The sequence below is a fragment of the Ruminococcus sp. 8Y-12 genome (assembly GCF_058119865.1).
Map to the genome: position 1 here is coordinate 4,929,164 of NZ_CM176623.1, position 14,215 is coordinate 4,943,378.

Annotated in this window: 14 protein-coding genes and 1 pseudogene; 3 read left to right on the forward strand and 12 right to left on the reverse strand. The window is 42.4% G+C overall.

What is annotated here, in order from left to right; all coding sequences use genetic code 11:
- Positions 1-170 precede the first annotated feature (170 nt).
- The 3 genes from AC0THY_RS20110 to AC0THY_RS20120 all read left to right on the forward strand — a co-directional run bounded on the left by AC0THY_RS20110 (position 171) and on the right by AC0THY_RS20120 (position 2,417).
- Positions 171-359 carry a helix-turn-helix domain-containing protein gene (locus AC0THY_RS20110; protein WP_489992367.1) on the forward strand — a complete coding sequence of 63 codons (189 nt, stop codon included), beginning with the start codon at positions 171-173 and terminating at the stop codon, positions 357-359.
- A 291-nt stretch (positions 360-650) separates the two neighbouring features.
- A complete protein-coding gene (locus AC0THY_RS20115; protein ID WP_489992368.1) occupies positions 651-1,031 on the forward strand; it encodes a hypothetical protein in 381 nt (126 codons plus the stop codon).
- 180 nt (positions 1,032-1,211) lie between these two features.
- The gene (locus AC0THY_RS20120) at positions 1,212-2,417 is read left to right on the forward strand and encodes an IS256 family transposase (RefSeq protein WP_489994224.1); all 1,206 of its coding nucleotides are present in this window, start codon (positions 1,212-1,214) and stop codon (positions 2,415-2,417) included.
- Between the two features lie 470 nt (positions 2,418-2,887).
- Here the strand turns inward: AC0THY_RS20120 and AC0THY_RS20125 are convergent.
- The 12 genes and pseudogenes from AC0THY_RS20125 to AC0THY_RS20180 all read right to left on the reverse strand — a co-directional run.
- Positions 2,888-3,016, reverse strand: a pseudogene (locus AC0THY_RS20125) (sporulation transcriptional regulator SpoIIID); the annotation flags it as partial.
- Positions 3,017-3,472: 456 nt separating this feature from the next.
- Complete coding sequence (locus AC0THY_RS20130) at positions 3,473-4,336, reverse strand: Ig-like domain-containing protein (protein WP_489992369.1); 864 nt, start codon at positions 4,334-4,336, stop codon at positions 3,473-3,475.
- 330 nt (positions 4,337-4,666) lie between these two features.
- Positions 4,667-4,798 carry a sporulation transcriptional regulator SpoIIID gene (locus AC0THY_RS20135; protein WP_489992370.1) on the reverse strand — a complete coding sequence of 44 codons (132 nt, stop codon included), beginning with the start codon at positions 4,796-4,798 and terminating at the stop codon, positions 4,667-4,669.
- A 113-nt stretch (positions 4,799-4,911) separates the two neighbouring features.
- Positions 4,912-5,688, reverse strand: a complete 777-nt coding sequence (locus tag AC0THY_RS20140) for an SH3 domain-containing protein (protein ID WP_489992371.1) — start codon at positions 5,686-5,688, stop codon at positions 4,912-4,914.
- Between the two features lie 15 nt (positions 5,689-5,703).
- On the reverse strand, positions 5,704-6,612 hold the full coding sequence (locus tag AC0THY_RS20145) for a hypothetical protein (protein ID WP_489992372.1): 909 nt from the start codon (positions 6,610-6,612) through the stop codon (positions 5,704-5,706).
- A complete protein-coding gene (locus AC0THY_RS20150) occupies positions 6,613-8,169 on the reverse strand; it encodes a hypothetical protein (protein ID WP_489992373.1) in 1,557 nt (518 codons plus the stop codon). It lies immediately after the preceding gene.
- A 45-nt stretch (positions 8,170-8,214) separates the two neighbouring features.
- On the reverse strand, positions 8,215-8,745 hold the full coding sequence (locus AC0THY_RS20155; RefSeq protein WP_489992374.1) for a TIR domain-containing protein: 531 nt from the start codon (positions 8,743-8,745) through the stop codon (positions 8,215-8,217).
- A gap of 11 nt (positions 8,746-8,756) precedes the next feature.
- Positions 8,757-9,599, reverse strand: a complete 843-nt coding sequence (locus AC0THY_RS20160; protein WP_489992375.1) for a macro domain-containing protein — start codon at positions 9,597-9,599, stop codon at positions 8,757-8,759.
- Positions 9,600-9,950: 351 nt separating this feature from the next.
- Entirely contained in the window at positions 9,951-11,126 is a 1,176-nt protein-coding gene (locus AC0THY_RS20165; protein WP_489992376.1) for an MFS transporter, read from the reverse strand.
- Positions 11,127-11,214: 88 nt separating this feature from the next.
- Positions 11,215-12,624: an L-arabinose isomerase family protein gene (locus tag AC0THY_RS20170; RefSeq protein WP_489992377.1), complete on the reverse strand. Its 1,410-nt coding sequence runs from the start codon at positions 12,622-12,624 to the stop codon at positions 11,215-11,217.
- 13 nt (positions 12,625-12,637) lie between these two features.
- Positions 12,638-13,432, reverse strand: coding sequence for an amidohydrolase family protein (locus tag AC0THY_RS20175; RefSeq protein WP_489992378.1), 795 nt, complete (start codon positions 13,430-13,432; stop codon positions 12,638-12,640).
- The gene (locus AC0THY_RS20180) at positions 13,429-14,214 is read right to left on the reverse strand and encodes an amidohydrolase family protein (protein ID WP_489992379.1); all 786 of its coding nucleotides are present in this window, start codon (positions 14,212-14,214) and stop codon (positions 13,429-13,431) included. Before AC0THY_RS20180 ends, AC0THY_RS20175 begins: the two co-directional genes overlap by 4 nt.
- Between the last annotated feature and the right edge of the window lies 1 nt (position 14,215).

The window sequence follows — 14,215 nt, forward strand, 5'->3', positions numbered from 1 at the left end:
CCATAAAACTTTAATCGTCCATCAGCTTATCCAAGCTCCGATTACTTTATTGTTCTTTATATTTAATTTTTAAATAACTTCCTAGCTTCTCCTGTCACTTTCTGCTCTTTCCATATTTATTTGGTTTTAAACAATCTAATAAAATTCAAAATGCAAAGGAGGAATATATCATGTATCAGGAGGCTTACAGTGATTTAGTAACCATAGAAGAGATATGCGACATACTGGCAATCGGAAAGAATACTGCTTACCGTCTGCTAAAGAATCAGGAGATTGCCGCCTTTAGAATTGGACGAGTGTGGAAAGTCCCTAGGGAATCCGTGACAAATTATATACTAGACAAAAGTAAACTGAAATAGCAAAGGGCAGCATATTTTGTATAGGACAAAATATTTTAGCACTCACCTCTTGACATTGCTAACAACTCATGGTAATATATAATTATTACAAGGGCGCTGTTGTTTTTAATAGATGCAACAGTCAAATACGGAATGTACCTAGACAATTAAATAGAATAGAGGCGAAACAGGATATCCAAAGTTCCTTTGTATCATAGTCTAGGCATCCAGACGTGGATGTCTTTTTTGATTCAAGGTTATCGGTACAAGAAGTATTTGACATAACAATGGATTTAATATAGGAGGAACTATATGGGAAATGCAGTTATGAGAGCACAAGGTTATGCAGTAAGTCTTGAACATGATATGGAACGAGTGTTCAAATGTGAACACTATGGATTTGCTGGAATAGTTAACAGTGATTTTATTAGAAGAAATCCATTAGCGGCAGTGTTGGCTACATGTGGATATATTTATGCAAATGTGGATTTTGAGAAGCAAATGCAGATTGAAAAATTTATTGAGGATACTACTTTCTATTGGGAGATGTCACTGGATGAACTTCTTTCATTTGAAACATCCAGTAAAACGGTCGACATTGCAACTATTGAACTTGAATATGAAAATGGTGAGGCTGCGTTAGTAGATATTAGCAACAAATTCAGTGATGTATGTGACTTAATTAATCAATAAAATCCTAGATTACTTAAAAATTACTAGGCCACTAGATTAGACATCTAGTGGTCTGTATTTATTAGAGCATGTGAAAGTTTTTCTGTAAATAAGGTTTTATAAGGTCTTCTATGGTAAAATAAAAATCATAGGAGGCCTTTTATTATGGCAAGAGAAAAGAAACCCGTACACAAGGTACAAATGACAGATGGAAAAAGGAACATCATCCAGCAGCTTCTTCAGGAGTACGACATTCAGTCCGCAGAGGATATTCAGGATGCACTTAAGGACCTGCTTGGCGGCACGATCAAAGAAATGATGGAAGCAGAAATGGATGAGCATCTGGGCTATGAGAAATCAGAACGTTCGGACACGGATGATTACCGGAACGGTTATAAATCCAAGCGCATCAATAGCAGCTATGGCAGTATGAACATTCAGGTCCCTCAGGACCGCAAGTCTACATTCCAGCCACAGGTGGTCAAAAAACGCCAGAAAGATATCTCCGATATCGACCAGAAAATCATTTCTATGTATGCCAAAGGCATGACCACAAGACAGATCTCTGATACACTGGAGGACATTTATGGCTTTGAAGCATCAGAAGGCTTTATTTCAGATGTTACTGATAAAATCATGCCACAGATCGAAGACTGGCAGAACCGCCCGCTTTCAGAGGTATATCCGGTCCTCTACATAGACGCCATTCATTACTCGGTTCGTGATAATGGAGTGGTCCGCAAGCTTGCGGCCTATGTGATTCTTGGGATCAATCAGGATGGACACAAAGAAGTCTTGACCATTGAGGTTGGCGAAAACGAAAGTTCCAAATTTTGGCTGTCTATACTGAATGGCTTAAAAAATCGGGGAGTGAAAGATATTTTAATCCTCTGTGCAGATGGACTTAGCGGCATCAAGGAGGCGATCTCAGCAGCGTATCCAAAGACCGAATATCAACGCTGTATCGTACATCAGGTGCGTAATACAATGAAATATGTGTCAGAGAAGGATCGAAAGCCCTTTTGTGGGGATCTTAAAACTATCTACCAGGCGCCAACGGAAGAAAAAGCCCTGGAGGCTCTGGAACAGGTCACTGAAAAATGGAGCGAAAAATATCCGGGTTCCATGAGGAGTTGGAAACAGAACTGGGACGCGATTTCCCCGATTTTCAAGTTTTCCACAGCGGTCAGAAAGGTCATTTATACGACCAACGCCATAGAGAGCTTGAATGCTACTTATCGTAAGTTAAACCGCCAGAGAAGCGTGTTCCCAAGCGATACTGCTCTACTGAAAGCATTGTACCTGTCTACGTTTGAAGCCACAAAGAAATGGACGATGCCAATCAGGAACTGGGGACAAGTTTATGGTGAACTGAGCATCATGTACGAGGGTCGGCTGCCGGAATAAGCCAATCCACGTTATTTTCCACAGGCGAATCATCCGCCTGTTCTTGACATGCAACTATAATTACTGTTATATATAAAGCAAGGGCTGAAAGCCCACCAAGGAACTTTCAGCCCAGTTATTATCATAGAAGATCACCATTTACAGACTTTTCTTCACACACTCATTTATTACATAAACAAATAAAGTGTCAGAATGTAGTTTCTTTACAATCTAGCTGGACTGAGTGATCAATCCAGCTACTCTCTTTTTTATAACACAATCACTTTCTATCACACTACTTATTTATCCCCTTCAACATTATTCCTTCATTTTTAAAAAAATTCTCAATCATCACCCTCTCTGTTATTCCCAAATCGGCGGTTTAGACGGTTTGGCGGTTTTATTCTCTCACTCTAATCAAAAATTCCTCAAAGGAAGTCACCACTTCCTATGAGAAACTATCTACTGAATACGCCATATCAACCGTTCTATTTTGTTACAACCATATGTACCGTACTTTTACTAATCCCAAACTTTTTCGCCGTCTGTCTAACCGTAGCATTCTGCTCTATAATATAATTTGCAATGTCAATTGCCCTTTCCTCAATATACCCTTTCAAGGAAATCCCCCTGCAATCGATAACGTTTTTACAGTTTATGCAGGGAACCAATGAGTTATGCAATTCTTTCTTACGCTGCTATACGACAGACCACTCTTGTCTAACCAACCAGAATATATCAAATAGAATATGTTTACCAAGTTGAATTATCAGAAAACCAGACCTTACTAATACATACCTTATATCTTAGTTTTCAAAGTATTCCATTTAACCTGGTAAGCAGAATTTTCTGAAACACTATACTTTTTCACCTTTTTATTTAAGAATGTATCTATCATGAGGACTAGAGAGGGCGTATTCTCCGTTATCATACTGCAATACTGCAGTATTTGTAATTTATTATACTTTATGGCTTTTTTCGCCGTATTTTTAAAGGCAATATCCTAAAATTTATATGTGCCACTTTTATAAAGCTTTTTTGCATATGCAATTATTTCACTATTCAAAATTTTATCATTATAGTGCCGCTTTAGATACGACAACTTGTGTCGAATATTTCGTTTTGTTCGGCAGTCTTAAAACTACTTTTGTTTTTCCAGCTTTCTTACCTTTCACTTTGCCCTTCTTATCAATACTTGCAATTTTTTTATTACTAACACTCCATTTTGCCTTTTTAATCAGACCGCCTTTGGGAGCCAATACCTTTGGTAATATCTGTTTTGTACTGCCAACTTTTACTTTAACCTTTTTGGGCATTTTAACTTTTGTCGCTTTCACGCTAACATTTTTCGTACTCAACGTATATTTGACATCAAGCATATCCCAATTATCATCAATAATAATTTTATAAACACCTGGCTTTAGTGTGATTTTAAAGTTCAAATATGCAAATTCACTTTTTTTAAATTCAATATCTTTAAACGTATACTCTTTCCCATTAATGTCATTAATACTGCAAGAAATACTATCATATATGTCATCATCATAGTCATCGTAATCGTCATAATCATCGTAATCGTCGTAATCATCGTAATCGTCGTAATCGTCATAATCATCGTAATCGTCGTAATCGTCGTAATCGTCATAATCATCGTAATCGTCGTAATCGTCATAATCATCGTAATCGTCGTAATCGTCGTAATCGTCATAATCATCGTAATCGTCTTCATAATCACGATTGAGAATATCCATCTCCAGTTTTATTGTAGTCTTTTCCTTAAGCGAAAATTTATAAACGTGGTTGCCGTCATTTATATTCCTTGTTACCTTTTTCCCGATTTTATAATTATAATTCTTTGCCGTTATACTTTTGCTGTTTAGCAAAAAAACCGTCAAAAAACAAATCAGGATTAAAAAACTTCTTTTTACTCTTTTTCTCATAACGCTCTTCCCCCTTTAACGAATATAAGTATACTTCAAAATTATAACACTTACCTTCATAAACCACAATTAACTTTTAATCAATTATCTTCTAAAAACTAGATAAGCTTATTTGCTTTAGTTTGATGGAGTATTATTCCATAATAAAAAAAGATATGAATTTGTAAATAGCTTTCTTTTGCATTTAAACTATTTCTGTGGTTTACTGAATTTATCACGCAATATTTAGTATCATATTAACAACTCAAAGTAATCAGAAAAAGCGCTATCCTATTTTCATATAAGATAACGCCCTATGACTATACTATTCTATCATCATCCAAAATCGTTCTATTTTATTACTACCATATGTACCATATTTTTACTAATTCCTAACTTTTTCGCCGTCTGTCTAACCGTAGCATTCTGCTCTATAATATAATTTGCAATGTCAATTGCCCTTTCCTCAATATACCCTTTCAAGGAAATCCCCCTGCAATTACTGTGTTTTTACAGTTTATGCAGGGGCTGAGTCTGGTATGAATATCTTTGTCTCAGGAAAATAACGGAAAACTCCTATCCGTTCTCATTCCTGTTTATTGCTCAGGCAGGCCGGTGACTATCTTTTGGCTTATCCAGCCTTCCTGCCCTTCCTCTGTCCTTACGCGAATCCAGCTGTCTTCTCTCCCCAGATACCAAAGCTTTTGCTCTCCTTTTACAACAGCTATGCTGTCATATTCTGTCCCGGGGCCCGAGCGGATATTCGCTCCGGAAATCCCCTCTCCGGTCAGGCTTAGCAGAATCTCCTCTGACTCCTCCTGTTTTTCTTTCTTTTCTGCCTCTGTACTTTTCTTTTTCTTTGTTTTGCTTGGCTTAATCAAAGGGTCATACTGCTTCGCCTTCTCAACAGTCCCCTGCTCCATTGACAGATACAGATTTCTGACACATGCTACAGTATCCATGTATTTAGCGCTCACTACCCCCTTAAGCAGTCCGGGTATCCCTATAAGAAGTATACAGATCAAATAAACTACAGCATACTTGTACACCCGAAATCTCTTTGCATGAAATGCGTATTCTGAGGATTTCAATAGAATACTGCTGGTTCTATGCATGGCTGCTGAAAGGCCGTTGGTTATTTTGACAACCGCCTTATGTAAACCCAAATAATAAAAAAGCTGTATGAGAAAGCAGAGCACCATGTAAATTCCTTTGATCAACAGATCCAGGACTCTTAAAATCAATGCCACTAACATAAAAATCGCAGGCCAGAAAATATATATGAGAAAGAACAAAACTCCTACAACTACTGCTGCCCGCAAGGTGATGGGCCAATTGATCATCATTGACCAAATGCCATAATAAATATCCACGTTTTGCTCCTCCCTTTAGTCATCCTCGTCAAACGGGGCGTAGGGATTCTTCTCGCCTTCCAGCTGCGGAGCTTGCGCAGGCTCATTCAGCTGTCCTTTCTTACTGCTGTCTGCCAGCAGCGTCTGTATCATCTGCTCCATCTGATTCGCTACCCCGGATGCCCTCACAAGATCCTTTTCTTTCAATTCGTTGGCAAAAGCCGCGGCGGCCCTCAGTTGTCTCAGCCTCTCGTCAAAATCATCCGACAGGCTCTTTTTCATCCTATCTGATGCCTCCGCTGCTGTAATGCTACCTTCTGCAACCTCCGCAAAAATGGCGGTATAATCATCCTGATAAATTTCCTGCAGCTTTTGGGCTTCCGCTGCTTTTATCCTCTCATATTGCGTTCTCTCCTTCAGTTTCTCATATTTAGGGTCCATACGCACCAACACATTCATGTTGTTCACTTGAATCCCGCTGTCCAATTGGTAAAAGTCCCCCAGTTCCGCCTTAATGGCTTCCCTCAACTGAGGGCTGCTGTCCAGGTCGTACCGGGATGCTGCTTCCTGAATGCGTCCCCTCATCTCCTCCTCTATGGCCTCTGCCACATCCGCCACTCCCTGTTCATAGACGCTGTCCGGTTCAACAACAGAAGCCGTGGCGCGTATCTCAATCTCAAACTTAGACACATTATCTCTGCTTAAATACTGGTCCCGAAAGGCAACGGAGTGGGAATGCATGTCAATCTCAACCTGCCAGTTAAACTTGCCCCGTTTGATATCACTCGTCTTTACCTTTGTGTTTTCTGTAATTACCATCTTTGCACTGGTTCCGGTTCTGCACAGAAGTATAGCGGTCTTTGGGGCCGCATATGGAATCTGCGGAAAAAAAGAAGTGGTATAAGCTTCCTCACTTTTAATCGGATTATAGGTATTTATCTTCATCTAAGTATTCCTCCCAGTCTTTTTCATTTGAAGCAGTCCATACAGCCATGACTTTATCTCATCCGCTGTATTGCCTCCTTGCTCTCTGGCGCCATATCTTTCCAGGAAACGCACGGTGTCCTCAAAGTCTGCCCTGTCACCAGTGAAGGCGATTGTCTTAAAAAAATCCTGCATGTAACTCCAGGAGCGGCCTTTTCTTTCCAGCTCAATAAAATGCTGATATAGTATATAGCCAAGAAGCCTTCGAAATCTGCTTTTTCTCCACAGTTCAATGTACATTTCCCTTACACGCCTTCTGGTCTCTTTCTCTTTCAGGCAGTGTGTCATCATAAGCTGATACTTTGGAAATCCCTCTTTGCTGAAATCCTCCCTGAACAGCCAGCAGAAATAATAGCCAAAGCGTGTCTTTTCCTGTTCCATTTGGCATTCTTTGTATAGGGCAAAGATCGCCTTCATAAAAAGCCTTTCAATATTCCTGTCATGATAAGCCGGATAAAAATCAATATTGTCATTGTGCCAACTGTTTCTCCTGTCATCATTCAAACGGAAGTCCTCCATATCCTTTCGCAGCTTCAGCAACAGGATTTCTTCTGTTTTCCTCTGAAAGGAATAGGCACCATCCTCCCTATACAGGCGGTACCCGGTCTGCCATAGAAAAGAGTCATTGCGTTTATAGCCTTCCAGTATTGTCTGATCCAGATATTCATCATATCCCTTCTCATCCATGTATTCCTTTAGAGCTCTCACCAGAATGGTTCTATCCTCATACCCACCGCTTTGCCTGAGTCTTAAAAACACTTCCGTCCTGGCATACAGGAAATCATATTTTACAATACGTGTGAATGCATTTGCTATTTGATAAAACAGTACATCCGCAACCCGTTTAATGTTTTTCAGTTCCAAAAGCCACAAAAGGACAGGCCCTCTCAGCTCCCTGTACGTTTCCCATATGGTTCTGCCAATCTCATCTGTGGATACAGAATCCTGAAAAACAAAGCACTCAATTGTATCCTTTCCAAATATACCATTTCTGACTGCCAGAATTTTTTGCAGGTGAAGCAGATCCATCTCCCTCTCCGCACTGGAAAAGAGATCATACTGTTTCTCACTCCTCTTCGCAAAGAGAATATCCTTCATGGCTTCCCGTACATCTGCCAGTAAAGATACTGGAACGAGTTCCAGAAAAAGAATGCATAAAAAGTCCAACAATTCTTTTCTATCTGTAAATTCTTTGACAAACCGGTCTATATCCTCTTTTTTTGAGAAATCAAACTGCTCCCCTTCTTTGTCTTTACCTAAGCTTGCCTGTTGAGATATTCCTCCGGATATCGTCCCTTTATTGAGAACGGTATTGCAAAATTCTCCTTGCAGAACAATACAGTTTTGATATTCATTTCTAATCCGGTCTGCCGCTTCCTCTTTTTTGTCCAGATCATACCCCTCAATCAGCCCTCCGCCCGGGATATCTCTGATTTCTGCTTCAACCGGCGCTTTATCCTCCTTCTCCTTTTCTGGCTCGCTCTCTTCTATTACTGTTTTCTGATCCTTTTCTTCCATAATCTATTGTTTTCTCCATATTGTGGGCCATGCCCTAATCTCTGGTTAAGAAATGATTTCAACGATCTGGTCTGCAATTTCTACCGGATACATTTTGTCTGCTTCCAAATAGCTGATGGCTTCATCGAGACCTTTCATTCCCCTTCTACCAAAATAGACCGGGATAATACAGTTGTAATTCTCATTTTTATTCCGCAGCAAAGCCGTTGAAAATTCATGCATAGTATACTCTTTTTCCCTGTATTCTTCCGATATAAAGCAAGCTATGTACCTGCACTGGTGCCGGTAAATCTTATAAAACACTTGATACATATCTTTCGCTTTGTACGCGTTTTCCTTTTTGGGGGCAAAGAAAACTTTTTTATGCTCCGCTTCCAGTATCTTTACCACTTTCATTACGTAATCCTGCTGTTCGCTTGCATAGGATATTCCAACATCATATATGTCTGTTTCATTTTCTTTCGTCTTTTTCACTTCCGCCTTTTCCCTATTTCCCAGGCCCTCCCCCTGATATTTCTGAACAATACCCCCGCTAACCTCCCCGCCTATATTAATAATCATATTCTGATTTGCCACTGTATCCCTCCTCAACAAATTTCTCCTAGAGATATTTCTTCCTTAAGCTCCTTTTTTAACACGATCTTTATGTTTCCTTGACCGTGATTCATTCCCATTTTAATGACAGCAAGCATACACTGAAGGATTTCCATCGGCCTTTTAGGAATTCTAGACATACCGCTGCCGATCAATGGAAGTGCAATATCCTCTTGCTGTCCATTTTCATTATAATATTTCATAAGGCGCGCTAACCCCAGACAATAGTCTTCAGCAGTACAGCTTGCTGTAAGTTTCTCACTGTCAAAGGTTGTCATAGCCACCAGATAATACGTATGTCTTCCTTCTTCTATTTCTACCACCGTACCTACGGGGTATCTTCTTCTTTTCCCTAATTTCTTCTCAGTCACCGCCTCAAAAGTTTTACCATCCAGCTGCCTTTCTATGGCATGGTCCAATACCTCCCGCGTGTTTGAAGCAAGATATTTGCTAACCCAGATTCCATGAAGGGATTTGGCTGATACTAGATTCTTGCTCACCATCATGTCAAAACATCGGTTGACTGCAATCACTCTTATCTTTGTATTTGTATAAAAGATGTCGCCAAACTCCACGGATAGCTTACCCGGACCATCATAGGCTTCTATCTGTTTTTCTCTTTTTCCCAATGTCCAAACAGTTGCTGGAAATACCGCACTCAAAAGAATTACCAGAATTACAATCACCGCGTTTTCTATTGTATTCACATAAGCTGTTAAATCAACAAAGAGTGCAATGGTACCCAAAGCAGTAAATATGCCGGTTATAATGTTTTTATAGGCCTTTTTTATTTCTGCCAGATTAATTCCTATTCTTTTCGCTACATGTCCTGACATACGCTACTCCTATTTTTTTCCATTTGATATTCATTATATAAGAATACAGCAACATCTTCAATACAAACCTCCATTTATTTCCATTAATTTGCATTATTCCCATAATTACATGAAATTTCATAACTATTCAACAGGTTTATACATTTCTTTATAGACCACAAGAAAACTATTTAAGTGTGCGAAAACGTTATATCCAAAAGCAATTCTGTATGGATATCCTATTTAACCATCAAGGTATGGAACAACTACGAAATGTTACAATAAAAACGTAAAAAGCAATTGCAAAATCCTATTTATAAGACTTTGCAATTGCTTTTTTCACAAAATGCCTTTTCCTGCATCTTATCAATTTTATTTTTCACTGTGCACTTCTGTAGCCTTGCTTCTAAAATATCCCGCACCAGCCAAACCACCGCACACGCTCAGAACGCCTGTCACCAGGAATCCGTTGCATATTCCCCAGTGGTCCACAGAGTATCCCAGCAAAATGGGCAGCAATACAGCCCCGCAACCGCACCCCACCGACAACATCCCTGTCAATAATCCGGAGTTTTTTCTATCCGACTCTGCTCCGGTGCTCATCAGTATGGGCCAGACAGGACCCAGACACCCGCCTAGCAGCGCAAACGCCAACCATCCCCCTCCTGGATTTGGCGGTCCGGCCCCAAGATACACCAGGGCCAGTGATGCCGTAAATAAACAGGCCGGCAAAATGGCCCTCTTATACTTATACAGCATTCCGTTTATAAAACGCAGAGGAATCATCAGCAGCCAGAACATAGAGATCACATCTGCGGTCTGTTCGGCCATCTGCAGAACAGACCGCAGATAGGTATCTATGTAATAGCTGATGCCCACCTCCATCCCCCCGTAGACAAACATCGCAAAAATCAGCAGCAGAAAACGGCCTTTTATCCTTTGCTTACCTCCACTGTCCTTTGCCATGGAAACCGTCTTTTTTAAAAAGTCATCTCCATGGCTGCACGGACGCAATAGCAATGCCACTCCAAAAAATGCCGCGCCGCAGGTCATAAACAAACTCTCCCAGCTCCATCCTGCTGCCCTCTCCACAAACCGGAGATACTGGGGGCTTATCACTGCGCCCAGGCTGAACAAACACTGGGCATAACTCAGCAGCTGCCCGGATTTACCGCTCCCCTCGTCAGCCAGAATTGCCGCAGACATGCTCTCGCACACACTGTAGCCAGCCCCGATCACAAATACACTCCCGAGTGCAAACACATAGCCCGGAAACACCGAAATTCCAAGACATCCAAGGCAAAAGACAAGGCAGAAAAAGAATAAAATTCTTCGCTTACCCACTCTGTCGGCTATTTTTCCAAACAGGACAGGCATCACCATAATTGCACTGTACTGAGCTGCCACCAATATACCGTTTTGTACACCGGAAATGTTTAATTCTGTGGCAATTTTCAGCAGGGAGTACTGAAAACCTCCGGACTCAAATCCAAGAAAAAAAGAACATATGCATGCGATTGGGAAAAATCTCCTACCTCTATATACCAAAAAACACCTCCTCTGGGCTCTGTACACATAATGAAAGGGCAGCCTCAGATCCTGAAATGTAATTTCCGGAAGGAGCTGCCCTTCTCTCCTATATACGCACGCAGTCAAATCCCATCTTCTCTGCAAACACCTCTATTTCTTCTGAGAAATCCCCCACCCCCAGCGCGGTGTGGTGTCCCGGTCCCTCACAGCACCAGTCATTGAAAAATTCCGGGATCGGCTTGTGCACCCTCACACGGCAGTTGGGATTTCCTATGTTCAGAATATCCCCGGAAATCACCTCCCCCACGCTATAAATCAGTTTATAGGTCTTCTCTGTCCCAAACTGGGTCAGGTTTAACAGCGTACAGGGTCCTTCTTTCATATTAAAATCAATCCCCAGCCCTTCCCCTGTCTTCCCGTGGTGTACAGTAAGGTTCTGCAGCTTGGGTTTCCCTTCCGCAACACTCACGTTGCTGGGTCCATCGTGTCCCATCATGATAAAGTTTTCATCAAAATCAGATGAGAAAAATTCCAGGAACATTCCACCGCCGCCCATTAGGTTCAGGATCTTCATAGCCATGGCAGTCTTGATATCCCCCTCCGTCACTCCGGGGATGTCCATGGCCGCCAACCTGGATACCGCAAGGGCTGACTGGGCACGCAGCTCTGTCATATAAGGCTTGACTCCCCACCAATAGAATCCAAATGCGTCAATGTGGTACTTTTGGATGATCTTGTCAAAGGCTGCCGCGATCCGCGCGGATTCATACATGTGCTCCTCTTTTACGGACTCATCCACTTCATAGAATTCATAAAACTCTCTGTACATCTTTCGGATTTCTACTTCTGTGACCGCTTTATAGGCTTCCTCCACTTCCTCCACCTCAGGTCTGCAGATCAGCTGCCCGGTTGCCTTCAAAACCCGGTGCTCATCCACAGGCATGTCGCACATGTTTGTGTAGGTATTGCCGATCACTGCGAAACGGCACTGTGCATAAGCTGTGGCAGCCGCAGCCCCCAGACAGGCATGCTGTATCTCACCCCAAAACCGCCCTTCCTCAAAATGTCCTGTAAGCACTTTAAACTTCTTTCCCAATGAAACCAGTGTTCCCGAGTACTCTGGAACACAGCAGGCGCCCTCGTGGTGCAGGTACAGCTCCGTATCTGCATGCTTATAATCATAGGAAGCGTCTTCATGTGCATTTAATATGCGTATGGGTACATCCACTGCCTTAACAGCGGGTACAATCATCATACCCGTTGTATACCCAAATGGAAATATCAGAAGAATATCAATGTTTCCCTCTGACAAAACCTTTGCCGCCTCCACTGCACTCTCATAAGTGTCCACCAGACCGGGGCTGATCACCTGCCCATATTCCGCCAGTTTGTCCATCAGTTTTTGATACATCTTGGTACCCCTGTCCTTTAAGGACGGGTACTGGGACCAGTAAATTTTATGCCCTGTGGGCAGTAACCCTATTCTCGGTTTCACCTTTGCTTCTAATTTTGACATGATACCCTCTCCTTTATCGTGTACGCGGCGTACCTGCATTCTTTAAGATGCGCAGTGCGTTTTCCCGCAGTATGTTCTTTTTATCCTCAGCTGTGATTCTGGCTCCGATTACCGCCCCCATCTGAAACCGGTAGGACTGCATAGGCGCGTCTGTGCCGAAAACCACCTTCCGGGAGCCTGCCCGACGGACCATTTTTTCTACCACCCCGTTCAGCCTGCAGGTATCGCAGAGGTCCAGGTATGCATTTTCATATTGGATGGCAAAGTCAATGGCCTGGTCCACCTGCCCCTGAATGGAATGTCCCATGAGAAATGTTATGTTTCTGTATTTTTCCAGTATATCTGCCACCTTATCCGCAGAATTGCAGCTCTCCCCATTCATGGATACCCCCCAGGTATGAGAGAGAACCAGCATCCGGTACTTGTCCGCAAACTCCAGAACCGGCCGGTACACGGAACTGTTCAGCTCTGTCCTGTGATAATCAGGCAGCAGTTTGAATCCCACATAGCCCGGATTCTCCTCAAACGACCGCCTTATCTCCCCCAGATCAATGCCCAGCAGCGGATTTACCGAATAATATCCCTTTATCCGGTCCGGGTACTTGTTCATAGCGGATGTGATCTCCTCCCTCCTGCTGGATGCGTCAAATAAATCCTCGCAGGGAGCCGATAGTATAAAATCAATATTCGCCTCATCCATAAACCGCACCATACTGTCCGCATCGTGATCCGGATAATACAGACAGTACTCCAGCCCCATATGCGTGTGCATGTCGATCACCTTATAGTTCAATTCCCAGTCAATCATAGCTTCACCTCGTCCAGCAGTCTTTCCAGGTTTCTGTGTGCGATATTTTCCCTCTCCTCCTCAGTAATATTGGCTGTCAACAGGGAGTAGATGCTCCCTGCCATACTGTTGGTGGGAAAATTCGTGCCGAATAAAACCCTTTCGCTTCCGAATTTCGAGCAAACCTCCTCGTAACCTTGCAGCATACTGAAATCACCTGTTTCAAAGTATACGTTAGGGTATCTGTCCAACAGGGGGTAAATCAGCCTTGCGCTGGGCCACCACCCGATATTTGCCAGCACCACCGTCAGTTTCGGAAATTCTTTCAGCACTTCATAGATATACTCATATCCGGACATGGGAGTTAAAAAAAGCGGAATCCTCATCTCACAGAGCAGCCGCAGCTGTTCCCCCATGGTAACCTCACACAGAAGATAACGGTCCTGGGCCGGAAATGCCCGAAGAGCCTTGACCCCATTTTTCTTCATCTTAGGGAAAAATACTTCCGGCCGAAAGGCCTCATCCGTGATAGATGGCAGGAGCGTCCAGGTGGGCATGAGGCGGTCCCTATGTCCCTCCAGCTCCCCAAGTGTCCTTGCATTTCCGGCCGCTGCATCCAGCTCATACTGGGAACGGTGCCAGACCATGCCCTTTTCAATCCCGACATAGTCCATAAAGCCCAGCAGTTCCTCTGCATTTCCGGCAATCTCCACCTGCTCCAGCACAATAAAATTCTCATGGTTCACACACTCATGGTTAATCATTTCATTTCCAAAACATGCATTGCAGTCAAATAATTTCATA

Excerpts from the sequence above, each read along its gene's own strand:
- AC0THY_RS20110 (WP_489992367.1), top strand. The coding sequence starts at position 171 with ATGTATCAGGAGGCTTACAGTGATTTAGTAACCATAGAAGAGATATGC.
- AC0THY_RS20115 (WP_489992368.1), top strand. The coding sequence starts at position 651 with ATGGGAAATGCAGTTATGAGAGCACAAGGTTATGCAGTAAGTCTTGAA.
- AC0THY_RS20120 (WP_489994224.1), top strand. The coding sequence starts at position 1,212 with ATGACAGATGGAAAAAGGAACATCATCCAGCAGCTTCTTCAGGAGTAC.
- AC0THY_RS20130 (WP_489992369.1), bottom strand. The coding sequence starts at position 4,336 with ATGAGAAAAAGAGTAAAAAGAAGTTTTTTAATCCTGATTTGTTTTTTG.
- AC0THY_RS20145 (WP_489992372.1), bottom strand. The coding sequence starts at position 6,612 with ATGAAGATAAATACCTATAATCCGATTAAAAGTGAGGAAGCTTATACC.
- AC0THY_RS20150 (WP_489992373.1), bottom strand. The coding sequence starts at position 8,169 with ATGGAAGAAAAGGATCAGAAAACAGTAATAGAAGAGAGCGAGCCAGAA.
- AC0THY_RS20160 (WP_489992375.1), bottom strand. The coding sequence starts at position 9,599 with ATGTCAGGACATGTAGCGAAAAGAATAGGAATTAATCTGGCAGAAATA.
- AC0THY_RS20170 (WP_489992377.1), bottom strand. The coding sequence starts at position 12,624 with ATGTCAAAATTAGAAGCAAAGGTGAAACCGAGAATAGGGTTACTGCCC.
- AC0THY_RS20175 (WP_489992378.1), bottom strand. The coding sequence starts at position 13,432 with ATGATTGACTGGGAATTGAACTATAAGGTGATCGACATGCACACGCAT.
- AC0THY_RS20180 (WP_489992379.1), bottom strand. The coding sequence starts at position 14,214 with ATGAAATTATTTGACTGCAATGCATGTTTTGGAAATGAAATGATTAAC.